We start from the raw sequence: 25,759 nt of genomic DNA, 5'->3' as shown, positions 1-25,759 counted from the left end.
CCTTACAGGGACTTCTGAACGGAATGAGCATGACTGAAATGAGCGAATCCATCCTGCAGGTTGACAAGGACTGGTGGCGCGGCGCGGTGATCTATCAGATCTATCCGCGCTCCTACCAGGACTCCAACGGTGACGGCATCGGCGATCTGAAGGGCATCACCGCCCGCCTGCCGCATGTCGCCTCGCTCGGCGCCGATGCGATCTGGATCTCGCCCTTCTTCACCTCGCCGATGAAGGATTTCGGCTACGACGTTTCGAACTATACCGACGTCGACGGGATCTTCGGCAGTCTCGCCGATTTCGATGCGCTGATCGCCGAGGCGCATCGGCTCGGAATCCGGGTGATGATCGACCTCGTCCTGTCGCACACTTCGGACCAGCATCCCTGGTTCGTCGAAAGCCGCGCCAGCCGGACGAACGCCAAGGCGGCTTGGTATGTCTGGGCGGACTCCAAGCCGGACGGAACGCCGCCGAACAACTGGCTGTCGATCTTCGGCGGCTCGGCCTGGGCCTGGGATCCGACGCGCCTGCAATATTACCTGCACAACTTCCTGACCTCGCAGCCGGACCTCAACCTGCACAATCGTGAAGTGCAGGAGGCGCTTTTGGGCGTCGAACGTTTCTGGCTGGAGCGCGGCGTCGATGGCTTCCGCCTCGACACCATCAATTTCTATTTCCACGACAAGCAACTGCGCGACAATCCGGCGCTGGCGCCGGAGCGCCGCAACGCCCAGACTGCGCCGGCGGTCAATCCGTACAACTATCAGGAACATCTCTACGACAAGAACCAGCCGGAAAACCTGGCGTTCCTGAAGCGGTTCCGTGCCGTCATGGACGAGTTTCCGGCAATCGCGGCGGTCGGCGAAGTCGGCGACAGCCAGCGTGGTCTCGAGATCGCCGGCGAGTACACTTCCGGCGGCGACAAGATGCACATGTGCTACGCCTTTGAGTTCCTGGCGCCCGACGCTCTGACGCCGGCTGGTGTCGCCGAGGTGCTGCATAATTTCCAGAAGGCCGCGCCTGAAGGCTGGGCCTGCTGGGCGTTTTCCAACCACGACGTCGTGCGCCATGTCAGTCGCTGGGGCGATGGCGTTGCCGATCACGACGCGCATGCCAAGCTGCTCGCGAGCCTTTTGATGTCGCTGCGCGGCTCAGTCTGCATCTATCAGGGCGAGGAACTGGCACTCACCGAAGCCGAGCTTGCCTACGAGGATCTGAAGGATCCCTATGGCATTCAGTTCTGGCCCGACTTCAAGGGGCGCGACGGCTGCCGTACGCCGATGGTCTGGGACAGCACTGCGGTCAACGGCGGCTTCGGCGATGCCAAGCCCTGGCTGCCGGTGCCGGCCGAGCACCTGAAACGGGCCGTCTCCGCCCAGAAGGGTGATGAGGCTTCCGTCATGGAGCACTATCGCCGCTTCCTGCAGTTCCGCAGGGCGCACCCGGCCTTTGCCAAGGGCGAGATCGAGTTCCGCAGCACCGATGCTCCGGTTCTGGCCTTCTTGCGCAGCCACGGCAACGAGAAGCTCTTCTGCGTCTTCAACATGAGTGGTGTGGCTGCGGTTGCCGACCTGCCCAAGGAGCCGGTAGAAGCGCTCGAGGGTCACGGCTTTGCCGCCGAGATCAAGGACAACAAGGTCAATCTTCCGGCCTGGAGCGCATTTTTCGCGCGCCTGGTCTGAGACGTGCTATGGCGCGAGCGAAGAAGAGTGACAGGTAAAAAGAGACGAAGGGGAGGATGCGATGACAGGTCTGCTGCTTAAAGATATCCGCAAGTCCTATGGTGCGGTCGATGTCATTCACGGCATCAATCTCGACATCAAGCAAGGCGAGTTCGTCGTGTTTGTCGGTCCGTCCGGCTGCGGCAAGTCGACATTGCTGCGCATGATCGCGGGGCTGGAGGAGATCACCGGCGGCGACATGTTCATCGATGGCGAGCGCGTCAATGATGTGCCGCCTTCCAAGCGCGGCATTGCCATGGTGTTCCAGTCCTATGCGCTCTATCCGCATATGACCGTCTACGACAACATGGCCTTCGGCATGCGGATCGCCAAGGAGACGAAGGAGGAGATCGACCGGCGCGTGCGCGCGGCAGCCGATATCCTGCAGCTTACCAAATACCTCGATCGTCTGCCGAAGGCGCTTTCGGGCGGTCAACGCCAGCGCGTGGCGATCGGCCGCGCGATCTGCCGAGATCCCAAGGTCTTCCTGTTCGACGAGCCGCTGTCGAACCTCGACGCGGCGCTGCGCGTCGCCACCCGCATCGAAATCGCCAAGCTCAACGAGCAGATGGCCGACACCACGATGATCTATGTCACCCACGACCAGGTCGAGGCGATGACGCTTGCCGATCGTATCGTCGTGCTGTCGGCCGGCCATATCGAGCAGGTCGGCCCGCCGCTCGAGCTTTACGAGCGCCCGGCGAACCTGTTCGTCGCCCGCTTCATCGGCTCGCCGGCGATGAATGTCATTCCCGCGACGATCACCGCCACCGGGCCGCAGACGACGGTGAAGCTTGCCGGCGGCAAGTCGGTAACGCTCGATATCGCCACGAACGCGTCTGAGAACGGCAAGACGGCGAGCTTCGGCGTGCGCCCGGAAGATCTCCAGACGGCCACCGGCGAGGACTTCCTCTTCGAAGGCACGGTCTCGATTGTCGAGGCGCTTGGTGAAGTGACGCTGCTCTATATCGAAGGGCTGGTCGAGAACGAGCCGATCATCGCCAAGATCCCGGGCATTCTGCCTGTTCATCGCGGCGAGAAAGTCCGCTTTACCGCCGACAAGACCAAGCTGCATCTGTTCGACGCCGACGGCAAGAGCTATCGCGCCTGACGAAGACAACCATCGTTTGCCCTCCCTATGAACCCGTCCGATTTTCGGGCGGGTTTTTCCATGCCAAGGCCCTCAATCTACCCTCTGTTAAATTTCTTCCTCTAGCCTGAAGGGCAGGGGATATTATGAGGCCTGTTGAATGACGACCGCGGCACCGGTGATGCAGCAACACTTCCTGAACAAGGAAGAATCTTTCATGTACGATCGCGAAACCACGTTCCCGATGGAGGACACGAGGAACGAGGCGCGCATCGAGTACACGGAAAAAGGCGTGACGCAGCTGAGCTCCCGTCGCTGCGAAATCATCAAGCTGTCGAAAAGCGGCGCGGTCATCGGTATCCTGACCAAGTACCAGCTGCCGCAGAATTTCTACCTCGACATTCCAAGCGCCCGGATCCAGATGGTCGGCTGCCTGCTCAAGCGCGTGCACGCCGACAACTTCATCGAAGCACGCTTCCTGCGGCTTCTGACCGACCGCGATCTCAATCGCATCTTCGTCTACAGCACGCATCCGAACCACCGGAACCGCACGCTCGACATCTATCGCTGAACGGGAAAGGCATTTGCAAGCCTGCCCACTCGGCCGAAATGGCTGGCGGGCGATGCATCGTTGCACCAAATCGGCTGTTGCCACGCAAGGCTTGACTTGGAATGTGCCTCTTCTTCGGAAGGTGTGCCCGCTGCCGGCGCGAGTGGCCGGCAGAGATCGCCCGCGATGGAGGGCAGGACCCCGGCGGTGGCGCCGAGACTTCGTTCAGTTGAACAGCACACTTGCACCATGGTCGGCCGAGCCGGCAATCGCGCGGAACGGCGCGAACAGCTCGCGCCCCATCCCGAACTCGTTATCCGAGAGATCGGTATGGGCGGGAATGCGCGTCTTCAGCGCGATGTCCTCGACCAGCACTTCGATCGTGCCGGTGACGGCGTCGATGCGCACGATGTCGCCTTCCTGGATGCGCGCGATCGGCCCGCCGTCCTTGGCCTCGGGCGTCACGTGAATGGCGGCTGGAACCTTGCCCGAGGCGCCGGACATGCGGCCGTCGGTGAGGATTGCCACGCGCTGGCCGCGGTCCTGCAGGATGCCGAGCACGGTCGTCAGCTTGTGCAGTTCCGGCATGCCGTTCGCCTTCGGGCCCTGGAAGCGCACGACGGCGACGAAGTCTCCTTCGAGCTTGCCGGCCTTGAAGGCGGCATTCAGCTCGGCCTGGTCATGGAAGATCTTCGCCGGTGCTTCGATGACGTGGCGGTCCGGCTTGACGGCGGAGATCTTGATGACCGCCTTGCCGAGATTGCCAGTCAGCATCTTGAGGCCGCCCGAGTGCTGGAACGGGTGGTCTAACGTCGCAAGCACCTTCGGATCGGCGCTTTCGGCCGGCGTCGGCACGCGTTCGACGCCGCCATCGGCGCCGAGCCGAACGTCGATCTTGTAGGCGTCGAGACCCTGGCCGACGACGGTGCGCACATCGTCGTGCAGCAGGCCGCCCCGAAGCAACTGGCTGATCAGGAAGCCCATGCCGCCGGCGGCATGGAAGTGGTTCACGTCGGCAAGGCCGTTTGGATAGACGCGGGCCAGCAGCGGCACGATATCCGACAGCTCGGAAATGTCCTGCCACGTCAGCAGGATGCCGGCGGCGCGGGCCATGGCGACCAGATGCATGGTGTGATTGGTGGAGCCGCCCGTGGCATGCAGTCCGACGACGCCGTTGACGATCGAGCGCTCATCGATCATTTCGCCTGCCGGCGTGAACTCGTTGCCCATGGCGGTAATCGCCAGCGCCCGCTTCGTCGCCTCTTTCGTCAGCGCGTCGCGCAGCGGCGTGCCCGGATTGATGAAGGAGGCACCGGGCAGGTGGAAGCCCATGATCTCCATCAGCATCTGGTTGGAGTTGGCCGTGCCATAGAAGGTGCAGGTGCCGGGGCCGTGGTAGGACTTGGATTCGGCAGCGAGCAGCTCGTCGCGACCGACCTTGCCTTCCGCGAAGAGTTGGCGCACGCGCGCCTTCTCGTCGTTCGGCAGGCCCGTCGTCATCGGTCCTGCCGGCACGAAGACTGCAGGCAGGTGGCCGAAGGTCAGCGCGGCGATGACAAGGCCCGGCACGATCTTGTCGCAGACGCCGAGATAGACGGTCGAATCGAACATGTTGTGCGATAGGCCGACGCCGGCGGCCATGGCGATCAGATCGCGCGAAAACAGCGACAGTTCCATTCCCGGCTGACCCTGAGTGACGCCGTCGCACATGGCCGGCACGCCGCCGGCAACCTGGGCGACGCCGCCTGCCTCGTGCGCCGTTTCGCGGATCAGCGCCGGATAGGTCTCGAACGGCTGGTGCGCCGAAAGCATGTCGTTGTAGGAGGTGATGATGCCGAGGTTGGGGACGCGATCACCGGCGAGCGCCACCTTCTCGGCGGGGGAACAGACGGCAAAGCCGTGAGCGAGATTGCCGCAACCAAGGACGCTGCGATGCGGTCCGCTGGACGCGGCACGGCGCACCCGATCGAGATAACGCTCTCGGTGCGGTTTCGAGCGCTCGACGATGCGGGCGGTGATTGCGGCAATGCGGGAATCGGCGGACATGGCAAATCCTGTTCCGGAGTCTTGGGACTCCTCATCTTCATCCAGTCATCGGTCCGGAGCGTAACGTGCCTGGGAGAACGTGCAGGCCACGCCCCGGTATGAGCTCTTTCAACACTTTCGCATTCCGGTGGGGCGCCACCGGCTGAAAGTGTTCTGAACCGGCCGGCTATCCGGCCGTTATGGCGCCCAGTATATCTGCAGCGGCGAGGCTGCCCGGCGCAGCATGGTGCGGATCGGCATCTCGGCCTCGTCGCCGGGGCCTTCCGCCTTGGCAAGCACCACCTTCTTGCCGTCGCCTTCGATGTGCAGGACCAGCAGCCTGGCATCGTGGAGGCTGGAGAAGGTGAAGGTCAGCCGCGGTTCGCCGGCGCCTTCCGCTTCCATGGTGATCACGCCGCGCGGCGTCGTCGCGTCGATCGCTCTTGAAAGCTGTGTGCCGCCCGGGAAGAACGATGCGGTATGGCCATCCGTTCCCATGCCGAGTACGACGACGTCGAAGGGCGCACCGATCCTTGCCGTCTCCTTGCTCGCCAGCAAAGCTGCATCTTCTGCCGAAGCGGCGGCGTGGTAAAGCGGAAGGAAATGCGCATTCGCTGCAGAACCCTGCAGCAGGTTGGCCGCGACCAGGGCGTGGTTGGAGCGATCGCTTTCCGGCGGGACGAAGCGTTCGTCCACCAGCGTGACCGTGACCTTGTCCCAGGCGATATCCTTCCTGGCGAGCGCCTGGAAGAATGCCTTGGGCGTGGAGCCGCCGGAAACGGCGATGCTCGCCGCACCGCGGGCGGCAATGCCGGCAGCAAGTGCTGCGCTGACGGCATCGGCCAGACCCTCGGCCAGGGCGGAGCCATTGTCGAATGTGTGAAGCGTCGTGCTCATTGCCTTGCCTATATCGCGTCGTGCCAGGTGCGGCCGTCACGCTCGATGAGCGCGATCGATTGGCTCGGGCCCCAGGTGCCGGCGGTGTAGCCCTGAACCTGCTGCCCGGTCTCTTCCCAGGCTTTCAGGATCGGATCGATCCACTTCCACGCGGCCTCGACCTCGTCGCGGCGCACGAACAGCGTCTGGTTGTTGCGCACGACGTCGAAGAGCAGGCGCTCATAGGCATCGGCATTGCGCACGTCGAAGGCCTCGGCGAAGCTCATGTCCAGCGAAACATTGCGAAGGCGCATGCCGCCCGGGCCGGGGTCCTTGATCATCAGCGACTGCTTGACGCCTTCGTTCGGCTGCAGGCGGATGACGAGCTGGTTGGCCGAAATGCGACCGGCACTGTTGTCGAAGATCGAGTGCGGGATCTGCTTGAAGGTAATGACGATTTCCGACATGCGCCCGGCAAGCCGCTTGCCCGTTCGGATGTAGAACGGCACGCCGGCCCAGCGCCAGTTGCTGACCTCCGCCTTGATCGCGACGAAGGTCTCGGTGTTCGAAACGCCGCCTTCGAGTTCTTCCAGGTAACCCTTGACCGGGCCGCCGGCAGAGGCGCCTGCACGGTACTGGCCGCGCACCGTCACCTGCTCGACATTGGATGCATTGACCGGCTTCAGCGCGCGCAGAACTTTAAGCTTTTCGTCGCGCACGGCTTCCGCGTCCATCGAGGTCGGCGCTTCCATCGCGACGAAGCAGACGAGCTGCAGGATGTGGTTCTGCACCATGTCGCGCAACGCACCGGCCTTGTCGTAGTAGCCGGCGCGGTTCTCGAGGCCGACGGCTTCCGAAACGGTGATCTGCACGTGGTCGATATGCGCGGAGTTCCAAAGCGGCTCATAGAGCGCATTGGCGAAGCGCAGCGCCATCAGGTTCTGCACCGTCTCCTTGCCGAGATAGTGGTCGATGCGGAAGATCTGCTCTTCGCGGAAGACCTTGCCGATCGTGTCGTTGAGCTCGGTCGCCGAGGCCAGGTCGCGTCCGATCGGTTTTTCGACGACGATGCGGGTGGTCTTGGTGATCAGCTTGTGGTCGCGGATCTTCTCGGAGATATCACCGAAGATCGCCGGCCCGACGGCGAGATAGAAGGCGCGGATGCGGTCCTTGCCCTCCTCGAGGATCTTCTTCAGCGCATCCCAGCCCTGGTCTGACTTGGCGTCGACGGAGACGTAGAAGAGGCGCGCGGTGAACTTCGCGACTTCCTCTTCGTTGTATTCGGCCGGCTTCAGGTGTTCCTTCAGCGCATCGGCGGCGAACTTGCGATACTCTTCATGCGTCAACGCGGCGCGCGAGGCGCCGATGATCCGGGTCGGCTCGGAAATCTGGCCTTCCATCTGGCGGTGATAGAGCGCTGGCAGCAGCTTGCGCTCCGCGAGATCGCCGGTGCCCCCGAACACGACATAGTCAAACGGTTCGACGGGAATGATCTGGCTGCTCATGGGATAATCTCGATCTTGTTCAGGTCAGGGACACATATAATCTAATCGATTTAAAGGCGCTAGGGTGCAATGCAATAAAATGCCCCTCAAAGCACTTCCTAGAGCCTGTCGCGCAAAGCGTACCAGCTGAGCGCCAGGAACAGAAGCGCCGAGCGGAAGCGTGTTCCGCCTGGAAAAGCCGGTATTTTCAAGGCTTTCAACAGGTCGAGTTCGGTCGGTTTGCCAAGCGCCAGGTCGGCGTAAAGCTTGCCGCAATAGTTGGAAAGCATGACGCCGTGGCCGGAATAGCCGCCGATCGAAGTGACGCCCGGCATGACCTCGCGACAGAAGGGCGTGCGCGGCATGGTGATGCCGACGGAGCCGCCCCAGGCATGGGTGATCGCGACGTTGCCGAGCTCCGGGTAGATCTCGCTGATCTGCCGGCGGATATGGGTGGAAATGTCGCGCGGATTGTCGGCGGTGTAGGCCTCGCGTCCGCCAAACAGCAGCCGTCCATCCCGCGATTTGCGAAAATAGCGCACGACAAAGCGCGAATCGTCGACCGATTCGCCGCCGGGCAGCACATTGGGGTAGGCGGAGAGAACCTCGGTCGCACCGATGAAGGAGCGGATGGGCATGACATGGCTGGCGCTCACCGGCTCGAGATTGCCGACATAGGCATTGCAGGCGACAAGCACCCGGTCGGCGGTGATCGTGCCGCGATCGGTGGTGATGACAACAGCTGTTCCCTTGCGCTCGATCTTCTGCGCCTTCGTCTGCTCGAACAGATTGGCGCCAGCGCGTGCGGCTTGCTTCGTCAGCCCGACCAGCAGTTTCATCGGATGGATATGACCGGTGCCGGTGTCGCGGATGCCGAAGTGGTAGCGGGACGATCCGACGCGACTTGCCGTCTCCTCCCGCTCCATGAACGAGAGATGCGGATAGCCGAAGCGGGTCGCCATCGCTTCGACGTGGTCGCGATAGTCTTTCTCCAGGCTCTTCTTGTGGCCGACCGAGAGCTGGCCCGGCATGAACTCGATGTCTATGCCGTGTTCGCCAGCAAAGTCGAGCACGTGCCTCTTGGCATTTTCGGCCATGTTGAAGAGCAGCTGCGCGCGCTCGTGGCCAAGCGTTTCCTCGGTTTCGTCGGCCCAGGCGCGCTGGCCGGTGCCGAACTGGCCGCCGTTGCGCCCGGACGCGCCATCGCCGAAGCGGCAGGCGTCGATGAGGGTGACATCGACGCCCTGGCCGGCAAGATTGTAGGCTGCCTGAAGTCCGGTATAGCCGCCGCCGATGATGGCGACATCCGCCTTCCTCGATCCCGGCATTTGCGGGTATTCGGGTCGATCCGGAACGGTTGCCTCATACCAGGAGAAACCGGGCGAGATCGGGCTTTGCCAGGGCATTGGACGGCCTTTCAGGTCAGACGTTCAGCAGCAGGAACTCGCGTTCCCACGGGCTGATGACCTGCATGAAGGTTTCGAACTCGCCGCGTTTCACCCCGGCATAGATGGCGATGAATTCGGGGCTCAGCACCTCGGCAAGCGACGGGGCCGATTCGAGCAGGGCGACGGCCTCGAGCAGCCCGCGCGGCAGATCGATTTCGCCTTCGTTGGCCGTATCTTCCGTCGGTGCCGTCGGATCGCGGCCTTCGATGATGCCGAGATAGCCGCAGGCAAGCGAGGCGGCGAGCGCCAGATAGGGGTTGGCGTCCGAACTCGGCAGCCGGTTCTCGATCCGGCGAGCGACGGGCTCGGAAACCGGGATGCGGAAGGCGGTCGTGCGGTTGTCGTAGCCCCAGGCCGTATTCACCGGCGCAGACATGTCCGGCGTCAACCGGCGGTAGGAGTTTACGTAAGGTGCCATCATCACCAGCGTGCGCGGCACATAATGCTGCATGCCGCCGATGAAGTTGAAGAACTCCTTGGAGGGAGAGCCGTCCGGATTGGAGAACAGATTGCGGCCGGTGTTGATCTCGACCACCGACTGGTGGATGTGCATGGCCGAACCCGGCTGCCCCTGCATCGGCTTGGCCATGAAGGTTGCGTAGATGCCGTGCTTCAGCGCCGCCTCGCGGATGGTGCGCTTGAACAGGAAGACCTGGTCGGCAAGCTCGATCGGATCGCCATGGCGCAGGTTGATTTCGAGCTGTGCCGGTCCTTCCTCATGGATCAGCGTGTCGATCTCGAGACCCTGCTTTTCCGAGAAATGGTAGATGTCGTCGATCAGTTCGTCGAACTCGTTGATGCCGGCGATCGAATAGCCCTGGCCGCCGAGGATCGAGCGGCCGGAGCGGCCCTTCGGCGGATGCAGTGGATAGTCGGGGTCGTCGTTCGTGGCGACGAGGTAGAATTCGATCTCAGGTGCGACGACCGGCTTCCAACCCTTCTGACGATAGAGATCGACCACGCGCTTCAAGACGTTGCGCGGCGTGTAGCTGATCTGCTCGCCCTGCGAACCGACGATGTCGCAGATCACCTGCGCCGTCGGGTCGGTCTCCCAGGGGACGACCGAAAGCGTCGAAAGGTCGGGAACGAGCTTGATGTCGCTGTCCCGCGAATCGTAGCGGAACTGCCCGGTTTCATCGGGATATTCGCCGGAGATCGTGTGACGGTAGATCGCCGAAGGCAGCGCCAACGAGGTGTTGGAGGTGAATTTGGAGGTCGGCATCATCTTGCCGCGCGGAACGCCGGCAAGGTCGGGGGTGATGCACTCGACGTCTTCGATACCGCGGATCTTCAGCCAGTCCGTTGCTTCCTTCCAGGTCTTGACGCCTCGGAGGGAATGCAGGGCAGCGGGTATTTTCGAGGTTTTGCTGATTTTCGTTGTTTGTTGGGCAGCACTTCTCTTGGAGGGCATAAATCACCGGTTTTGGCTTCGGATTGCGCATCATAACCGCAGATTGGCAATTGGCTAGAGCGTGACGATTGACTTTCGCCTCCGTGACCGGAATGGAATGCGCAAAGAACTCAAAGGTGTTTCGTGGCTGAGAAGAAGGATGTGGTGATCATTGGCGCCGGTGCCGCCGGTATGATGTGCGCCATCGAAGCCGGCAAGCGCGGCCGACGGGTGCTGATCATCGACCATGCCAGGGCGCCGGGCGAAAAGATCCGCATCTCCGGTGGCGGCCGCTGCAACTTCACCAACATTCACGCGGGGCCGAAGAACTTTATCTCGGCCAACCCGCATTTCTGCAAATCGGCGCTGGCGCGCTACGGCGCGCGCGATTTCCTGGCATTGGTCGAAAAACACGGCATCGCCTGGCACGAAAAGACGCTCGGGCAATTGTTCTGCGATCATTCGGCCAAGGACGTCATCCGGATGTTGCTGTCCGAGATGCGCGAGGTCGGTGCAGAGCTTCGGCTGGAGACGACGGTCGAGAGTGTCGAGCGCCATGGCGCCGGCTTCCGGGTGATGACCGACGACGGACCGGTCGATGCTCAGTCGCTGGTGGTTGCCAGCGGCGGCAAGTCCATTCCGAAAATGGGCGCGACAGGGCTTGCCTATAGGATCGCAGAGCAGTTCGGATTGGCGCTTGTCGAAGCCCGTCCGGGCCTTGTGCCTCTGACGCTCGATCCGGCGCAGCTTGAGACGATCGGCGAATTGGCCGGCGTCGCCGCCGACGCCGAGGCGCGTTCCGGCAAGACGGCGTTCCGCGAGGCGGTGCTGATCACCCATCGGGGCTTAAGCGGCCCGGCGATCCTGCAGATCTCGTCCTATTGGCGCGAAGGGCAGGATATCGTCTTGAGGCTGATGCCCGATATCGACATCTCCTCGATCCTCAAGGGCTTGCGCCGCACCAACGGCAAGCAGGCCGTGCAGACGGCGCTCGGCGATATTCTGCCACGCCGGCTGGCGCAGTTCTTTGCAGACGGCGCCAAGCTCACGGGCAGGCAACTCGCCGACCTCTCGGACAAGGCGATCGATGCGCTCTCGACCTCGATCCAGGCCTGGACGATCAAGCCGGCCGGTTCCGAAGGCTACCGGACCGCCGAGGTGACGCTCGGCGGCGTCGACACCAACGGCCTCGATTCAAAGACGATGCAGGCGAAGACTGTTCCCGGCCTCTATTTCGTCGGCGAATGCGTCGATGTGACCGGCTGGCTCGGCGGCTACAATTTCCAATGGGCCTGGGCATCGGGCTTTGCGGCCGGCCAGGACGTCTGATCCCGGTTTTGTGGCGCTTGGCTTCAGCCATTGTTAACGGATATGTCCGAACCTCATCTGATGTCGGCACAGCCGGCGGTTGGCGAGATAAGAACTGTTCCGCAAACGGAAATAACACTGTTTCCATTTTTAGGGCTTTTCTCTGCCACGGCATGGCTGCAATATGAACTCGACTGGCAAGCCGGTTCATCCGGGCCGATCGTCGCCGGTCAGTGAGAAGGACAGGATGCCATGAACCAGCCACGCCGTCGTCCCCGCGCCATCGCGATCGCTCGCACCGACGAGAGCCGCGCCCAGAGAATGGCGTTGACCCGCATTGCTCTGATCGCCTTCTTTGCCGTTGCTGCCCTCGCAACGCTTCCGGCCTACTGGCTCTGATGCTGCCCGCCGGCCGCTTTCGGCCGGACCTCGATCCCGTCATTAGCGCGCGAGCGCCTTCGGAAATACGTCGGCGAGTGCTCGGCGCTTATACAATTTTTAATCGTTCAAAATGAATATTGCGACGAAGTGAGTTCCGTCAGGACTTCGCTACCGGGGAGGTGGCGCGGTCCCGCAATGATTGCTGACGGACTGGCGGTGTTGCGCCGCATGATTTTCCGAAAAACATCAGCCTGTTTGCGCATCGGGTGGCTCTCGATCGTTTCGTCCTTTTTGCCGTTGCGCGGAAGGTGAAACATGCTTCGAGCCGCCGGGGGAGGCGAATGCGAGCTGCGAGCCAAGGTGTTTTCCATGTTCATTGACAGAATTCTTGCCCGCTTCAAGATCCAGACGAAGGTGCTGTTTTTCATTCTGCCCTTCGTCGTCAGCATCTGTGCCGTCGGCATTACCGGCCTTTACGCGTCCGGCCTGCTGCAGGGCCGGATGGAGATTTCAAACAGCGTCCTGCAGACGCTGAGCGGCTTCAAGGACGTCTATGCGGGGATGAACAACTTCCTGCACTCGACCACTGAGGAAACCCGCGACGCCTTGCAGGGCAAGATTTCCGCACAGAAGGCGATCCTGGCAGAGACCGCTGCGCAGGTGGCCGGCCAGAGCGGCCAGGACGAGCTGACGGCTGCGATCGCCGCAACCAACGACATCGAAGCCCGCATCGACGGGCTCTGGCAGCTGCATGTCGGCGAGCAGGAAATGCGCGCCACGATGACGGCGAACCTCGATGCGCTGCTGGTGGAGCGCGCCAAGATCAATGACGAGTCGAACCGGCTGCAATATGCCGTGCGCAAGAACGAGAACGCCGCCAAGACCATGCTGCGCGAAGCCGAAAAGCTGATGCGCGCCAGCCGCTTCTTCAACGAGTTCGGCACGGAGGTCAGCAAGGCGACGACGATCGACGAGAAGCTCAAGGCCGTCAAGGAACGGTTCCCGATGATCGGCCGCACCGAGCGTGACATCTTCCGTCTGCTGCCGAAGGACGAGAAGTCGCTGACCGAGACCATCACCTCCGCATCGAGCGAGGTCGGCGCGCTTTTGAAGGCGCCTGCCGGTCCTGAGACGCTTGCCGGCATCTCGAAACATGTCGACCGTTTCCGCACCGCAAGTTTCCGTCTGGAAGCGGCCTCGGTCGGCAAGATGCGAGATGCCACGCGGATCTTCGCCGAGCTCGATCAGCTTATCGTCAGCACCGAATCCGTTCTGACGGCGACGCGCCGGCTTTCAACCTCGATCACCGATATCCAGATCTCCGCCGCGACTTTCATGGGAGCGACCACGGAAGGCAATCGCCAGAAGCTGCTCGATAAGTTCCTCGCGGTTCAGCAGAACATGGCAACGCTGCGCGGTGTTGCAAGCGAAGGCGCATCCTTCGATGCGATCGCCGACACGCTGATGCCGATCATCACCGTGATGAAGAAGGATGCGGCGTCGCTGGTCGAAATCACCGTGAAACGGACCGCCGATTTCGATGCCGCCGGCCAGTCGATCAACCAGATCTGGAGCGATCTGACCGGTTTTGCCGAGCAGCAGAAGGTTGCCGCCGGCACCGAGCGCCAGGAAGCAAACCAGATCTCCGTGGCCGCGACCGTTGCAGGCGTCGTCATCGCCTTGCTTGCCGGCATCGCGCTCACGCTGACGCTGAAGAAGCCGATCGGCCAGATCACCGCCGCCATGCGTCGCCTGGCAGACGGCCGCCTCGATACCTCCATCGACGGCGACGCCCGTCAGGACGAGATCGGCGACATGGCTCGCGCCCTTGGCGTCTTCAAGGAAAACGCCCTCTCCAAGGTGCGCATCGAGGCCGAAAGCGAAGAACAGCGTGCCCGCGCCGAGCTCGAACGGACCCGCAACGATGCGGAAAAACAGGAGCTCGATCGTCAGATCGACCTTGCGGTCAGCGAACTTGCCGCCGGCCTCGGCCGCTTGGCACAGGGCGACCTGTCGCGCCAGATCGACATTCCGTTCCATGGCCGCCTCGAACAGCTGCGCATGGACTTCAACGGCTCGCTGATCCGCCTGCAGGACACGTTGGCGCAGATCCGCGCCAATGCGCAGGCGATCCAGCAGAGTGGTTCGGACATGCACCATGCGGCGGATTCACTATCGAAGCGCACGGAAGCCCAGGCAGCCTCGCTCGAGGAGACGGCTGCGGCGGTCGACCAGATCACCGTGACCGTCCGTTCTTCGGCGGAGCGTGCGAACGAGGCCAATGTCGCCGTGACGCAAACCAAGAAGAGCGCCGACAGCTCGGCAACGGTCGTCACCAACGCGATCGCCGCCATGGGCCGCATCGAAGAGGCATCACGCCAGATCGAGCAGATCATCGAAGTGATCGACGACATCGCCTTCCAGACCAACCTGCTGGCACTCAACGCCGGCATCGAAGCAGCGCGTGCCGGCGAAGCCGGCAAGGGCTTCGCGGTGGTGGCACAGGAAGTGCGCGAACTGGCGCAGCGCTCGGCCGAGGCCGCCCGTGAGATCAAGGGCCTCATCAACAAGTCGACCGACGAGGTCAATTCCGGTTCGCACCTGGTCAAGGAGACCGGCGCGGTGCTCGCCTCGATCAGCGCCCAGATCGTCACCGTCAGCCAGCATGTCGAAATGATCGCGACGGCCAGCCGCGACCAGGCGGTGGCGCTCAACGAAGTCAACGGATCGGTCAACCAGATGGATCAGATGACCCAGCAGAACGCCTCGATGGTTGAAGAGGCAACGGCCACGAGCCTGGCGCTGTCCAACCAGGCCGATACGCTGATGATGCTGGTCGAGCAGTTCCGGCTGGAACCGGAAGCGTCCGATATCCACGCTTACCGCGCGGCCTGATTGGCCAGCACCACGACGGTTTCGTCCCTGTACTGCATAATTCCTTAAATCGGAATCGATTTAAGGAGAAAATTATGCAGCAAGTTTAGGGTGTTACAGCGTCCTTAGCGCGTCATATTTGACGCGCGGCGCTGTAGCACAGCGCCGCGCGATCGACCGGTTGCGCGGCGCATCTTGTTTGTGCGGGCTGCTCGACGGTTTTCAGCTTTCTGCGTGCCGCAAGTGCTGCAATGCAGCGGCGAAACGTCCGCCGCAAAAGTCCCGGCGGCTTGGGGTCGAAGTGTTCGTCCCAGCGGCGGCTCTTCATTGCCATATCGGCCATATAGGCCATTGCCATCATGTCCATGGTGATGCTCCTCATCCGGTGGCATCTCCTCTTCTATGCAGCAAAAGCTGTTTTACATACACAAGATATCGGCCTATATTTTTCATCGATGAAAGACATGGATTGGGATATCTACCGTTGCTTCATGAGCGTGGCGCGCACGGGCGGCCTGACCGGCGCCGCACAGGCACTGGGCTCAAGTCCGGCCACCGTCGGACGACGGATGCTCGAGCTCGAGGAGCGAACCGGACGCGTGCTGTTCCTGCGCAGCCAAACCGGCTACCAGCTTACCGGCGACGGCGAGCTTCTTTTCGAGCAGCTTCAGGAGATGGAAGCGGCAGCGCGCCGGGTCGAGAGCTGGCGGCGCGAGGGCGAGGGCGCGACCGTCCGCATCACCGTCGGAACCTGGATCGCCTGGCTGCTCGCGGAGAACTTTCCCGCACTTTGCACCGAAAGGGACGGCTTCAGCCTGGCGATCACCATCGGCGAGACGCGCGCCAGCCTCGCCTATCGCGAGACGGATATCGGCATCCGCGCCTTCGAGCCCGAGGAAAGCTATCTGGCAGCCAGTCCGGTCGGCGACGTCGCCTATGCCGCCTATCGCCAGAAAAACGCACCACCGGCCGCCAACGGGCGGTGGGTGGCGGTCGGCGAGGAAGAGGCGATCTCGGCCTATCTGCGTTGGCCGCATGAGCAGGTAGAGGGGCGGATCGTCGCCACGGTCACGCGGCCGCGCTCGCTCTTGGATCTCGCCCGGGCCGGTGCCGGTTGCGCGGTGCTCCCGTGTTTCGTCGGCGACCTCGATCCGATGCTGGAACGAGCGGGTGACGAGCTCCCGGCGCTCAGGCACCGACAATGGATCGTGATGAACAATGAGGACAGGCACCGAAGGGAGATCCGCTCGGTGGTCGACCGCATGACGAAGCTGCTGCGCAGCCACGCGGATATCTTTGCCGGCAAGCGGCCTCGGCGGGGCTAAGGCAATCCCCGCAAAAGTGCGTAGCCGGTCCGCGACCGAAATGCACACATCAACCTGCTGCAGCGATCCTGTGCCTCCAAGTTGGACGCCCGGTGCCGCAAGGTTCAGCGCAGCAGCAGCTTGACGAGGCCAGCCTGCGAATTGACCCGGGTTTTGCTATAAATGCTCTTGAGCTGCGTGCGGATCGTCTCGTAGCTCACGCCGTTGGCGCTGGACATCTCCTTCAGCGTCAGGCCCGCAGCAATGCCGGAAGCGATACGGATTTCTGCCGGGGTCAGGCCGTAACTTGCCTTCAGATGGTTTAGATGCTGTTCGCCCACCACAGACGTGGCGGGCTCGATCAGCACGGCCACCGTTGGTCCATCGAGGAGTTCCGTGAAGATGCTGGAGCTTCGTCTGACGAGCGTAATGCGAAAGGCGCTGTCCTCGGCGGTCCTTACAATACGGACTTGAGGTTGCGTCGGGCTGCCAGGCGGCAAGGCCAGAAGCTGCAGCGTCGCATTCGTCCCCGGTTCATCCATGAACAAGCGCCCGTTGACGCCAATGCGGAATGGCGAGCCATTCGCCGTCATCCGCTGCGCGCATTCGTTCATGGAGCGGATGCGAAGATTGTCGCCGACATAGACGAGGCCGACGCCGATCGTGTCGAGCAAGGTCGGGCCTTCGTGTTGTTCGACCGTCGTCAGGTCGCGCCGGCGTAGAAAATCGAAGGCGCGCCTGAGATGGGGCGCCAGTTGGGTATATTGATCGGCGGCATGCTGATTGAGTTCCTCGTCCGTCGACGAGGTGCAGGTGGATACGAGCAAGGTTCGCGTCGCACTGCGCACGATGGTCACGCCGACGGTGGTCTCGCACCCGGTCTGGCGCTTCAGCCAGTCGTTGTAGAATTCCGACTTGACCAGATCCTTGCGCGCAACGATGTGCTCGCCGGCAAGGCCGTGCCCCACCGGCACGAGCACCGACTTCGGTATCCAGGGATTGATGGCCGCGAAGTGATTGTTGAACTGATCGATGTCTTCGGCAGCGAAGCCGGACACATAGGGCACGTAGGTCGTGGGGGAGGAGAGATCGTGGTAGTGAAGGGCGGAGCGCCCGTTGGGCATCGTCGTCGTCAGCCGATCCAAAAAGTCCTGCCAGCCGCAGTCGCCGAAGGCGGCGCCGTAGATCAGCTCCGTCAGTTCGGCCGTATCGGCAGCTTTCGTCGATCGATACATGCGTGCCTCTACCTGAGATAGGTTTGGCTAATATAGCCGGCTGCCGCTGATTCAATCAACTTGAAATAGCAGGATGACGGCGGTCGTTTGTATACGATCCTCCCCAGCCAACGCAGCATGGCCGGCACTATGGCCGGCCATGCTGGACTTACTCACCGCGGCTCTCCCTCGCGGCTTTGATGGCGACAACTAAAGATTGCGTATCTGGCTCTGACCACTACCCCTGGGCGAAGCAGGCTGGATGAAAGCAGCGCCATCGCAACCGTTATCGCAAGGATGGTCATGATCTGCCCTGGGTCACGATGACGGGGATCAACAGGTCGCCCCAGTTGCCTTCGCCGCCGTGGTGGCGGGCCGAGCGTACGAGCTCGACCGATACGCCGGCATCGACCGCTTTCATGACGGCCTGGTTGAGGCGGTGCAGGTCGTTTGCGACCATGCGGATGGCAGCCTGCTGGTCCGGGGTCATGGCCGAAGACTGTTCCTCGGCCCGTTCCTTGACGCGTGTCTGAACTGTCATTGGAGTTCTCCTTGAGCTCAAAGGTTTCTGGTCGGTTGCCCGGGGAGCGTGGCGGGCAGGGATTGCCACGCTCCCCGATCCTTCATTCTGCGGCCGGGCGGAACTGGTCGTGCTCGGTCGATTCCTTCATGGCGGTCGTCGATGACTGGCCGCCGGTGATGGCCAGCGATACCGCATCGAAATAGCCGGTGCCGACTTCGCGCTGGTGCTTGGTTGCGGTGTAGCCGTTGACCTCGGCGGCGAACTCCGCCTCCTGCAGCTCCGAATAGGCCGCCATCTGCCGGGCCTTGTAGCCACGGGCGAGTTCGAACATGCCGAAGTTCAGCTGGTGGAAACCGGCAAGCGTGATGAACTGGAACTTGTAGCCCATCGCACCGAGTTCCCGCTGAAACTTGGCGATCGTCGCGTCGTCGAGGTTCTTTTTCCAGTTGAACGACGGCGAGCAGTTGTAGGCGAGCAGCTTGCCCGGATACGCCTTGTGCACACCTTCAGCGAACTTGCGGGCCTGCTCCAGGTCCGGCTTGGAGGTTTCGCACCAGATGAGATCGCAATGTGGTGCATAGGCAATGGCGCGTGCGATGCACGGCTCGATGCCGTTCTTCACCTGGTAGAAACCTTCGACCGTGCGTCCGGCGTCGTAATCGACGAAGGGACGATCGCGCTCGTCGATATCGGAGGTCAACAGCTTGGCGGCCTCCGCATCGGTGCGGGCGATAACGAGTGTCGGCGTGCCCATGACGTCGGCCGCAAGCCGCGCCGCGTTGAGATTGCGGATATGCGCTGCCGTCGGGATCAGAACCTTGCCGCCGAGATGGCCGCACTTCTTTTCGGACGCGAGCTGGTCCTCATAATGGACGCCTGCCGCACCGGCCTCGATGAAGGCCTTCATGATCTCGAAGGCGTTGAGCGGGCCGCCGAAACCGGCTTCGGCGTCGGCAACGATCGGTGCGAACCAGGTGTCGACCGAAAGCCCTTTGCCTTCCGAGGTCTCGATCTGGTCGGCGCGCTGCAGCGTGCGATTGATGCGTTTTGCCAGTTCCGGAGCGGCGTTCGCCGGATAGAGCGACTGGTCGGGATACATCGCGGACGCGGTGTTGGCGTCGGCGGCGACCTGCCAGCCGGAGAGATAGATCGCCTTCAGGCCGGCGCGAACCATCTGCATGGCCTGGTTGCCCGAGAGCGCGCCGAGCGCGTTGACGAAGTCCTCTTCGTGAATGAGCTTCCACAAGCGGTTGGCGCCCATTTCGGCCAGCGAGTAACGGATCTCGACCGAGCCACGCAGCCGCTTCACGGTCTCTGTGGTGTAGGGGCGTTCGATGCCATCAAAGCGGCCTTGTTGGGCACTTGGAACGAGCTTGTAAAAATCAGTCATTACTTCCTCCTGCTGGAATTCATCCGCCATTCGACTTTTTGTCGTATGGCTTTCTTCGTCTTGAGTTGATGTGACAGTTTTTACATTGCGCTGCGCAACTGAGCCACAAGAATTGAAGCTACGCGCCTTTCAAAAGGGTTATCTTGTCTTGCCTTTGACAAGCGCGCGCAGTAAATTTGTAAAAAATGTAAATGCACAATCGGCGCGAGACTTGTAAAGGTAGTGACAAATGGCTGAGAACAAGATCTTTGCCGGCCCGCGTGTGCGGCGGATCCGCAACGGGCTCTCGCTGACGCAGACGGCCATGGCGGATGCGCTTGGCATCTCGCCGTCCTACCTCAACCTGATCGAGCGCAATCAACGGCCATTGACTGTCCAGCTGCTCCTGAAGCTCGCATCGGTCTACAAGGTCGATCTGGAGGAGCTGCAGGGCGAGACGGGCGGTGGGCTGGCACAATTGCGCGAAGTCTTCGCCGATCCGCTGCTGGCGGCGGAGTTGCCGGGGGATCAGGAGTTGATCGAAGTTGCCGAAGCGGCACCGAACGCCGCCGGCGGTGTTGTCAAGCTTTACCGTGCCTATCGCGAGCAGGCGGCGCGGCTGAAGGACCTCGCCGATCTCCTGGCCGGACAGGGTCATATGGAGGCGTTGTCGGGAACGCGTCTGCCGATGGACGAGGTGCGCGAGACGCTGGAGGCGCGGCCCAATCATTTTGTCCGGATCGAGGAGGCCGCAGAGGCCTTTTATGACGCCCTTGCGCCCGGCGACGATCTGATCAGTGCGCTGAAGGTCTGGCTGAAGAAAGAGCACGGCCTGGTCGTGCGCAATCTGCCTGTTCATGCCATGCCCAATCTGCGCCGCCGGTTCGATCGCCATTCCATGCGGCTGTTTATCTCCGAGCGCCTGTCGCCCTATGATCAATTGCGCGAGATTGCCATGGAGGCAGCCTCGATCGCCTGTCACGAGGCGATCGTCCAGGAGCTTGAGGCGCTGCGCTTGTCGACTGCCGAAGCGCGCCGCATCGGCCGCTTCGAACTCGCCCGCTATGCTGCCCACGCACTGATGATGCCCTATGGAGCGTTCCATGCTGCTGCCCAGCGGGCGAAATACGATATCGACATCCTGCGGGCGCGCTTCCAGGTGTCGTTCGAGCAGGTCGCCAACCGACTGACCATGCTGCAGCGGCCCGGCGCGGCCGGCGTTCCGTTTTTCCTGATGGAGATCGACAATGCCGGGCACCGGCTCCGTCGTTCCGGCGCATCGGGCTTCCCACAGGCCAGGTTCGGCGGCGGCTGTCCGAAGCTCAATATCCACGCCGCTTTCTCCGTGCCGGGGCAGATCCTGGTGGATCGTGTGGAGACGACTGAAGGGTTGGCGTTCCTCACCGTGTCGCGCACGCTCGATGGTCCGCAGGCGGGCTTTGAGGAGCGGGTTCGCCGCACCGCCTTGCTGATCGGTTGCGAGGCTTCCTTTGCCGACGAGGTGGTCTATGGCGCGGTGCGTTCACCCCCGATCGCCATCGGGGCGGCCTGTCGTCTCTGCGAGCGGCAGGGCTGCCTTGCGCGCGCCGAGCCGCCCGTCACACGCCCGCTTGGGCTCGACGAGATGGCGACGGGCCTCAGCGTTTTTGATTTTCAGTAGCTGATCGGATGCTCGCTCGGCAGCAGCGGCGCGTTGGCGGAGAAGCATTCCGCCGGCAGCCCGGTCGTATAGCCGCGGGTGATGTGCGCCTTGTCCGCATAGGCCTCGTCGCGCATCAGGATCGCGTGCAGTTCCGGCAGATTGTAGAACGGCACGCCGGGATAAAGATGGTGTTCGAGATGGTAGTTGATGTTGTGCGGAGCAAAGAACAGCTTTTCCCAGGTATGCGGATAGACCGTGCGTGAACTGGTCAGCTCGTCGCTATAGTCCATGCTGCCAAAATGCTCGGCCACGCTGCGCACATAAAGGAAGAGGCAGAAGAAGGTGAAGAACGGCACCAGCCAGTAGAGCGCGAATTCGCGCCAGATGCCGAGCAGGCTGATGATGGCGGCCGCAGCGACATAGAAGCCGAGGCGCAGCATCTTGTAGCTTCGCGTCGACCGGTCGTTCTTCGACATGCGCTTGGCCATGTGCACCATGTCGCGGATGGAGTTGACGGCGATGAGATAGCCGAGCAGCTGCATCACGCCGCGCGCCACCTTTTGAGGAAAGGTGAACTGTGTCATGCCGAGCTTGGCCGTCCAGTCCGGGTCGTCGTCCGTGTTGGCATGTTGATGGTGTGCCAGGTGGTTCTGCCGATAGCCGTCGACGGTCGCCAGCATCGGCCAGGCAAGCAACAGATCGCTCATCCAGTCGCTGAGCTTGCGGTTCTTGATGATGCGGTAGTGTGCCGCCTCGTGAACGAGGCAACCGAAGGCATGCATGCGTCCGGCAATCAGGATCACGGCCAGCAGGTAGATGACAACATTGCCGGTATACTCGCTAACGACGATGGCGGCGGCGATGGTCGCCCAGTCGACGGCTATTGCGCCGAGCGATTTCTGTGGCTCGAGTATCGAAAGCCGCTTCAGTTCCTTCGGATCGATCCTGCGGTTCCGTTCACTCATGACGCTGCCCAGACCCTGATGCACAACTTGAGGAAAAATCGCATGCCCGTTATGGTTAATCAATCGCAAACGGGGCGTGCGCGAGTTGGTTGTTGCCATCGTCAATATCAGCCCTGGCTCCGCCGATCGGCGCAGGTCGCGCTTCCTTCGTCATAAGTGCCCGATTTTCCTTGGCTTGCAAAAACAAGGGCGGCAAACATGTCCGCTTCCTTCCGGCACGAAAGCGCTTGAGGTTGTCGAGAAACATGCCTAACCTCGCCTCCGGAGCGATCCAGAATGGGCCTGGATCCGTGTCACGGGGCGGCCTTGTCCGGACCGATAATAACGAGGGAACTGTATGTCCAAATTCATCGTTACAACCATGACGACGATCATGCTGGCCGGCTCGACCATGCTCGCTTCGGCGCAGGAGCGGGTGGTCAACGTCTATAACTGGTCGGATTACATCGACAGCAGCATTCTGGAAGACTTTACCAAGGAAACCGGCATCAAGGTCGTCTACGACGTCTTCGATTCCAACGAGATCCTTGAAACCAAATTGCTCGCAGGCGGCTCGGGCTATGACGTCGTCGTCCCGACGGCGACCTTCCTGCAGCGCCAGATCGCGGCGGGCGTGTTCCAGAAGCTCGACAAGTCCAAGCTTCCGAACCTTGCCAACATGTGGGACGTGATCATGGAGCGTACGGCCAAGTACGATCCGGGCAACGAATACGCCGTCGACTATATGTGGGGCACCACCGGCATCGGCTACAACGTCGACAAGATGAAGGAAATTCTCGGCACCGACGAGAAGCCCAACTGGGATGTCATCTTCAAGCCGGAACTGGCCGCCAAGTTCAAGGATTGCGGCATCCATGTTCTCGATTCCCCGACGGATGTGATGCCGTCGGCGCTCGCTTATCTCGGTCTCAATCCGGATAGCCACGAAGCGGCGGACCTCGAAAAGGCGGCTGAACTGCTTGCCAGCGTTCGTCCCAATATCCGCAAGTTTCATTCGTCGGAATATATCAACGCGCTTGCCAACGGTGACATCTGCCTCGCAGTCGGCTTTTCCGGCGACGTCTTTCAGGCCCGCGACCGTGCGGCCGAAGCCAAGGCCGGCGTGACGGTCGATTATGCGATCCCCTCGCAGGGCGCGCAGATGTGGTTCGACATGCTCTCCATTCCGGCAGACGCTTCGCATGTCGCTGAAGCGCATGAGTTCCTCAACTATTTGATGAAGCCGGAGGTCGTCGCCAAGGCGTCGAATTATGTCTTCTACGCCAACGGCAACAAGGCCTCGCAGCAGTTCCTCGACAAGGCGGTTCTCGAAGACACCGCCATCTATCCCACTGATGATGTGATGCAGAAACTGTTCACTGTCACGCCGTTCGAGGCGAAGGAGCAGAGGGTGCTGACCCGGCTCTGGACAAAGGTCGTCACCGGCCAGTAAGACCGAAACGAATTGCCCGGACCTCAAAATCCGGGCAATTTTCTTAAAGGGGGCACCGGAGAAAACGAGAGTGCCCATCGGCTGTATCATTCGGGGATAGATGATGAAGTCACTCGGCAGTATCAGGCGCTCTTTCGCCCCCTGGGCGGATCCTGCGTCCAAGCCATTCATTTCCGTCAAGAACGTCACCAAGAAGTTCGGCGATTTCACCGCCGTCGATGACCTTTCGCTCAACATCTATACGCGCGAATTCTTTGCGCTCCTGGGGGCCTCGGGCTGCGGAAAGTCGACGCTCCTGCGCATGCTGGCCGGTTTCGAGCAGCCGACCTCGGGCGAAATCATCCTCGACGGCCAGAGCCTTGCCGGTATTCCGCCCTACCGGCGGCCCGTCAACATGATGTTCCAGTCCTATGCGCTGTTTCCGCATATGACCGTGGAGACCAATATCGCCTTCGGCTTGAAGCAGGACGGCATGCCGAAGGCCGACATCGCCGAGCGTGTCGGCCAGATGCTCAAGCTGGTGAAGCTCGAAAAGTTTGCCAAGCGCAAGCCGCACCAGCTTTCCGGTGGCCAGCGTCAGCGCGTCGCGCTGGCGCGCTCGCTCGCCAAGCGGCCGAAGGTGTTGCTGCTCGACGAGCCGCTCGGGGCGCTCGACAAGAAACTGCGCGAGGAAACCCAGTTCGAGCTGATGGACCTGCAGCAGGAGCTCGGCCTGACCTTCGTCGTGGTCACGCACGACCAGGAGGAGGCAATGACGATGGCCGATCGCATTGCGGTCATGAGCCACGGCAAGGTCGCGCAGGTGGCAACACCGGCCGAAATCTACGAGGCGCCGAACTCGCGTTTCGTCGCCGACTTCATCGGTGACGTGAATATCTTCGACGGAACCGTCGCTGCCGCCGAAAGCGGCTATCTCAGCATTGAAACCGGCAACGGCTTTCCCGTCCGCATGGCATCGCCGGAGAAGCTGGCCATCGGGGCCAAGGCTGCGGTCGCCATTCGCCCGGAAAAGATCCGTGTCAGCCGGCAGCCGCCGGCGCATGCGCCTGTCAATGCCGTCGAGGGTGAGATCTGGGACGTCGGCTATCTCGGCGACATGACCGTCTTTCACGTCAGGCTGAAAGATGGAAGGGTGGTCAAGGCGTCCTCGCTCAACGCAGTGCGCGCTGTCGAAGACCCCTTCGGTTACGACCAACAGGTCTGGATCTCGTTCGGCGAAGACGCCGGCGTCGTCTTGAAGGATTGAGGCCATGGAGAGAGTTGCATCAGCCCTCTTCAGCCGCCTGGTCATCATCATCCCCTATGCCTGGCTGCTGTTCTTCTTTCTCATTCCCTTCTTCATCGTCTTTCGCATTTCGTTGTCGCAGACTGCGGTGGCGATGCCGCCCTATACGCCGGTCTTCGATCTCTTCGGCGGCCTTTCCGGCATCATGGAGAAGGCGCGGGAGTTCTCGCTCGACAACTATGTCTGGCTGACCGAGGACGTTCTCTATTTCAACGCCTATGTGTCGAGCGTCATCATTGCCGGCATTTCGACGATCCTGACGCTGATGATCGCCTACCCCATCGCCTACGGCATGGCGAAGGCGCCGAAATCGATCCGCCCGACGCTTCTGATGCTGGTGATCCTGCCGTTCTGGACCAGCTTCCTGATCCGCGTCTACGCGTGGATCGCTATCCTGAAGCCGGAGGGGCTGCTCAATCAGTTCCTGATGAGCATCAACGTCATCGACCAGCCGCTGATCATCCTCAACACCAATTGGGCGATCTATATCGGCATCGTCTATTCCTATCTGCCCTTCATGGTGTTGCCGATCTACTCGTCGCTCGAGAAGATGGATCACACCCTGACGGAGGCGGCGCTGGATCTCGGCTGCACGCCTTTCTCGGCCTTCTGGCGCGTCACCTTCCCGCTGTCGCTGGCCGGCGTCGTTGCCGGCTGCCTGCTTGTCTTCATTCCGGCGGTCGGCGAGTTCGTCATCCCGGATCTGCTCGGCGGATCGGAAACGCTGATGATCGGCAAGACGCTCTGGAACGAGTTCAACGCCAACCGCGATTGGCCGGTTTCCTCGGCGGTGGCAACGATCCTGCTCTTGATTCTGGTGATACCGATCGTGTTCTTCCAGAACGCGCAGGCCAAAGCCGACGGCGAGGGGAGGTAGG

Annotated in this window: 23 protein-coding genes; 11 read left to right on the top strand and 12 right to left on the bottom strand. The window is 61.8% G+C overall.

What is annotated here, in order from left to right; all coding sequences use genetic code 11:
* Window positions 1–23 precede the first annotated feature (23 nt).
* The 3 genes from BC363_RS30400 (at window position 24) to BC363_RS30390 (ending at window position 3,382) form a co-directional block, all read left to right on the top strand.
* The gene (locus BC363_RS30400; RefSeq protein WP_141690490.1) at window positions 24–1,682 is read left to right on the top strand and encodes an alpha-glucosidase family protein; all 1,659 of its coding nucleotides are present in this window, start codon (window positions 24–26) and stop codon (window positions 1,680–1,682) included.
* Between the two features lie 61 nt (window positions 1,683–1,743).
* Window positions 1,744–2,832: a sn-glycerol-3-phosphate ABC transporter ATP-binding protein UgpC gene (gene ugpC / locus BC363_RS30395; RefSeq protein ID WP_065782995.1), complete on the top strand. Its 1,089-nt coding sequence runs from the start codon at window positions 1,744–1,746 to the stop codon at window positions 2,830–2,832.
* A gap of 139 nt (window positions 2,833–2,971) precedes the next feature.
* Complete coding sequence (locus BC363_RS30390; RefSeq protein WP_065782993.1) at window positions 2,972–3,382, top strand: hypothetical protein; 411 nt, start codon at window positions 2,972–2,974, stop codon at window positions 3,380–3,382.
* Between the two features lie 204 nt (window positions 3,383–3,586).
* Here BC363_RS30390 and edd read toward each other — a convergent pair whose 3' ends face one another.
* The 5 genes from edd to BC363_RS30365 form a co-directional block, all read right to left on the bottom strand.
* The gene (gene edd / locus BC363_RS30385) at window positions 3,587–5,407 is read right to left on the bottom strand and encodes a phosphogluconate dehydratase (protein WP_065782991.1); all 1,821 of its coding nucleotides are present in this window, start codon (window positions 5,405–5,407) and stop codon (window positions 3,587–3,589) included.
* Window positions 5,408–5,584: 177 nt separating this feature from the next.
* The gene (gene pgl / locus BC363_RS30380) at window positions 5,585–6,283 is read right to left on the bottom strand and encodes a 6-phosphogluconolactonase (RefSeq protein ID WP_065782989.1); all 699 of its coding nucleotides are present in this window, start codon (window positions 6,281–6,283) and stop codon (window positions 5,585–5,587) included.
* An 8-nt stretch (window positions 6,284–6,291) separates the two neighbouring features.
* Entirely contained in the window at window positions 6,292–7,767 is a 1,476-nt protein-coding gene (gene zwf / locus BC363_RS30375) for a glucose-6-phosphate dehydrogenase (RefSeq protein ID WP_065782985.1), read from the bottom strand.
* A 98-nt stretch (window positions 7,768–7,865) separates the two neighbouring features.
* On the bottom strand, window positions 7,866–9,152 hold the full coding sequence (locus tag BC363_RS30370) for an FAD-binding oxidoreductase (protein WP_065782983.1): 1,287 nt from the start codon (window positions 9,150–9,152) through the stop codon (window positions 7,866–7,868).
* Window positions 9,153–9,168: 16 nt separating this feature from the next.
* On the bottom strand, window positions 9,169–10,605 hold the full coding sequence (locus tag BC363_RS30365; protein WP_065782981.1) for a glutamine synthetase family protein: 1,437 nt from the start codon (window positions 10,603–10,605) through the stop codon (window positions 9,169–9,171).
* Between the two features lie 123 nt (window positions 10,606–10,728).
* On the opposite strand from BC363_RS30365, the gene BC363_RS30360 reads away from it, so the two are divergent.
* Both BC363_RS30360 and BC363_RS35665 read left to right on the top strand, forming a co-directional pair.
* On the top strand, window positions 10,729–11,913 hold the full coding sequence (locus BC363_RS30360) for an NAD(P)/FAD-dependent oxidoreductase (protein ID WP_065782979.1): 1,185 nt from the start codon (window positions 10,729–10,731) through the stop codon (window positions 11,911–11,913).
* 231 nt (window positions 11,914–12,144) lie between these two features.
* Window positions 12,145–12,291 carry a hypothetical protein gene (locus BC363_RS35665; protein WP_167590831.1) on the top strand — a complete coding sequence of 49 codons (147 nt, stop codon included), beginning with the start codon at window positions 12,145–12,147 and terminating at the stop codon, window positions 12,289–12,291.
* Window positions 12,292–12,398: 107 nt separating this feature from the next.
* On the opposite strand, the gene BC363_RS30355 is transcribed toward BC363_RS35665, so the two are convergent.
* Window positions 12,399–12,650 (bottom strand): hypothetical protein, encoded by a 252-nt coding sequence (locus tag BC363_RS30355; RefSeq protein WP_141690489.1) that lies wholly within the window; start codon window positions 12,648–12,650, stop codon window positions 12,399–12,401.
* Here BC363_RS30355 and BC363_RS30350 point away from each other — a divergent pair.
* Window positions 12,643–15,168: a methyl-accepting chemotaxis protein gene (locus BC363_RS30350; RefSeq protein ID WP_065783051.1), complete on the top strand. Its 2,526-nt coding sequence runs from the start codon at window positions 12,643–12,645 to the stop codon at window positions 15,166–15,168. The two genes, BC363_RS30355 and BC363_RS30350, sit on opposite strands and share 8 nt — an antisense overlap.
* Window positions 15,169–15,280: 112 nt before the next feature.
* Here the strand turns inward: BC363_RS30350 and BC363_RS30345 are convergent, their stop codons facing one another.
* Window positions 15,281–15,514: a hypothetical protein gene (locus BC363_RS30345; protein ID WP_065782977.1), complete on the bottom strand. Its 234-nt coding sequence runs from the start codon at window positions 15,512–15,514 to the stop codon at window positions 15,281–15,283.
* Between the two features lie 88 nt (window positions 15,515–15,602).
* On the opposite strand from BC363_RS30345, the gene BC363_RS30340 reads away from it, so the two are divergent.
* Window positions 15,603–16,472 carry a LysR family transcriptional regulator gene (locus BC363_RS30340; RefSeq protein WP_065783050.1) on the top strand — a complete coding sequence of 290 codons (870 nt, stop codon included), beginning with the start codon at window positions 15,603–15,605 and terminating at the stop codon, window positions 16,470–16,472.
* 104 nt (window positions 16,473–16,576) lie between these two features.
* Here BC363_RS30340 and BC363_RS30335 read toward each other — a convergent pair whose 3' ends face one another.
* The 3 genes from BC363_RS30335 to aceA all read right to left on the bottom strand — a co-directional run bounded on the left by BC363_RS30335 (window position 16,577) and on the right by aceA (window position 19,578).
* Window positions 16,577–17,686, bottom strand: coding sequence for a helix-turn-helix transcriptional regulator (locus BC363_RS30335; protein ID WP_065782975.1), 1,110 nt, complete (start codon window positions 17,684–17,686; stop codon window positions 16,577–16,579).
* A gap of 280 nt (window positions 17,687–17,966) precedes the next feature.
* On the bottom strand, window positions 17,967–18,206 hold the full coding sequence (locus BC363_RS30330) for a hypothetical protein (protein WP_053250421.1): 240 nt from the start codon (window positions 18,204–18,206) through the stop codon (window positions 17,967–17,969).
* A gap of 82 nt (window positions 18,207–18,288) precedes the next feature.
* Window positions 18,289–19,578, bottom strand: coding sequence for an isocitrate lyase (gene aceA, locus BC363_RS30325; RefSeq protein ID WP_065782973.1), 1,290 nt, complete (start codon window positions 19,576–19,578; stop codon window positions 18,289–18,291).
* A gap of 229 nt (window positions 19,579–19,807) precedes the next feature.
* On the opposite strand from aceA, the gene BC363_RS30320 reads away from it, so the two are divergent.
* On the top strand, window positions 19,808–21,217 hold the full coding sequence (locus tag BC363_RS30320) for an XRE family transcriptional regulator (RefSeq protein WP_065782971.1): 1,410 nt from the start codon (window positions 19,808–19,810) through the stop codon (window positions 21,215–21,217).
* On the opposite strand, the gene BC363_RS30315 is transcribed toward BC363_RS30320, so the two are convergent.
* Both BC363_RS30315 and BC363_RS34920 read right to left on the bottom strand, forming a co-directional pair.
* Complete coding sequence (locus BC363_RS30315; protein ID WP_065782969.1) at window positions 21,211–22,164, bottom strand: fatty acid desaturase family protein; 954 nt, start codon at window positions 22,162–22,164, stop codon at window positions 21,211–21,213. The two genes, BC363_RS30320 and BC363_RS30315, sit on opposite strands and share 7 nt — an antisense overlap.
* 55 nt (window positions 22,165–22,219) lie before the next feature.
* Window positions 22,220–22,411 carry a hypothetical protein gene (locus BC363_RS34920; RefSeq protein ID WP_065782967.1) on the bottom strand — a complete coding sequence of 64 codons (192 nt, stop codon included), beginning with the start codon at window positions 22,409–22,411 and terminating at the stop codon, window positions 22,220–22,222.
* Window positions 22,412–22,525: 114 nt separating this feature from the next.
* Between BC363_RS34920 and BC363_RS30305 the strand changes: the two genes are divergently transcribed.
* The 3 genes from BC363_RS30305 (at window position 22,526) to BC363_RS30295 (ending at window position 25,758) form a co-directional block, all read left to right on the top strand.
* A complete protein-coding gene (locus tag BC363_RS30305; RefSeq protein WP_320416828.1) occupies window positions 22,526–23,596 on the top strand; it encodes a polyamine ABC transporter substrate-binding protein in 1,071 nt (356 codons plus the stop codon).
* A gap of 103 nt (window positions 23,597–23,699) precedes the next feature.
* Window positions 23,700–24,842, top strand: a complete 1,143-nt coding sequence (locus BC363_RS30300) for an ABC transporter ATP-binding protein (protein ID WP_065782963.1) — start codon at window positions 23,700–23,702, stop codon at window positions 24,840–24,842.
* Window positions 24,843–24,846: 4 nt separating this feature from the next.
* A complete protein-coding gene (locus BC363_RS30295; protein WP_065782961.1) occupies window positions 24,847–25,758 on the top strand; it encodes an ABC transporter permease subunit in 912 nt (303 codons plus the stop codon).
* Window position 25,759: the final 1 nt, after the last annotated feature.

The organism is Ensifer sp. LC384, from assembly GCF_001695865.1.
Classification (GTDB): domain Bacteria; phylum Pseudomonadota; class Alphaproteobacteria; order Rhizobiales; family Rhizobiaceae; genus Ensifer.
Note: the sequence above shows the minus strand (reverse complement) of the source record. Positions and strands in the feature narration are given on the sequence as shown.

Excerpts from the sequence above, each read along its gene's own strand:
- BC363_RS30400 (WP_141690490.1), top strand. The coding sequence starts at position 24 with ATGAGCATGACTGAAATGAGCGAATCCATCCTGCAGGTTGACAAGGAC.
- ugpC (WP_065782995.1), top strand. The coding sequence starts at position 1,744 with ATGACAGGTCTGCTGCTTAAAGATATCCGCAAGTCCTATGGTGCGGTC.
- BC363_RS30390 (WP_065782993.1), top strand. The coding sequence starts at position 2,972 with ATGACGACCGCGGCACCGGTGATGCAGCAACACTTCCTGAACAAGGAA.
- edd (WP_065782991.1), bottom strand. The coding sequence starts at position 5,407 with ATGTCCGCCGATTCCCGCATTGCCGCAATCACCGCCCGCATCGTCGAG.
- pgl (WP_065782989.1), bottom strand. The coding sequence starts at position 6,283 with ATGAGCACGACGCTTCACACATTCGACAATGGCTCCGCCCTGGCCGAG.
- zwf (WP_065782985.1), bottom strand. The coding sequence starts at position 7,767 with ATGAGCAGCCAGATCATTCCCGTCGAACCGTTTGACTATGTCGTGTTC.
- BC363_RS30370 (WP_065782983.1), bottom strand. The coding sequence starts at position 9,152 with ATGCCCTGGCAAAGCCCGATCTCGCCCGGTTTCTCCTGGTATGAGGCA.
- BC363_RS30365 (WP_065782981.1), bottom strand. The coding sequence starts at position 10,605 with ATGCCCTCCAAGAGAAGTGCTGCCCAACAAACAACGAAAATCAGCAAA.
- BC363_RS35665 (WP_167590831.1), top strand. The coding sequence starts at position 12,145 with ATGAACCAGCCACGCCGTCGTCCCCGCGCCATCGCGATCGCTCGCACC.
- BC363_RS30350 (WP_065783051.1), top strand. The coding sequence starts at position 12,643 with ATGTTCATTGACAGAATTCTTGCCCGCTTCAAGATCCAGACGAAGGTG.
- BC363_RS30355 (WP_141690489.1), bottom strand. The coding sequence starts at position 12,650 with ATGAACATGGAAAACACCTTGGCTCGCAGCTCGCATTCGCCTCCCCCG.
- BC363_RS30345 (WP_065782977.1), bottom strand. The coding sequence starts at position 15,514 with ATGGACATGATGGCAATGGCCTATATGGCCGATATGGCAATGAAGAGC.
- BC363_RS30340 (WP_065783050.1), top strand. The coding sequence starts at position 15,603 with ATGAAAGACATGGATTGGGATATCTACCGTTGCTTCATGAGCGTGGCG.
- BC363_RS30335 (WP_065782975.1), bottom strand. The coding sequence starts at position 17,686 with ATGTATCGATCGACGAAAGCTGCCGATACGGCCGAACTGACGGAGCTG.
- BC363_RS30330 (WP_053250421.1), bottom strand. The coding sequence starts at position 18,206 with ATGACAGTTCAGACACGCGTCAAGGAACGGGCCGAGGAACAGTCTTCG.
- aceA (WP_065782973.1), bottom strand. The coding sequence starts at position 19,578 with ATGACTGATTTTTACAAGCTCGTTCCAAGTGCCCAACAAGGCCGCTTT.
- BC363_RS30320 (WP_065782971.1), top strand. The coding sequence starts at position 19,808 with ATGGCTGAGAACAAGATCTTTGCCGGCCCGCGTGTGCGGCGGATCCGC.
- BC363_RS30315 (WP_065782969.1), bottom strand. The coding sequence starts at position 22,164 with ATGAGTGAACGGAACCGCAGGATCGATCCGAAGGAACTGAAGCGGCTT.
- BC363_RS34920 (WP_065782967.1), bottom strand. The coding sequence starts at position 22,411 with ATGTTTCTCGACAACCTCAAGCGCTTTCGTGCCGGAAGGAAGCGGACA.
- BC363_RS30305 (WP_320416828.1), top strand. The coding sequence starts at position 22,526 with ATGACGACGATCATGCTGGCCGGCTCGACCATGCTCGCTTCGGCGCAG.
- BC363_RS30300 (WP_065782963.1), top strand. The coding sequence starts at position 23,700 with ATGAAGTCACTCGGCAGTATCAGGCGCTCTTTCGCCCCCTGGGCGGAT.
- BC363_RS30295 (WP_065782961.1), top strand. The coding sequence starts at position 24,847 with ATGGAGAGAGTTGCATCAGCCCTCTTCAGCCGCCTGGTCATCATCATC.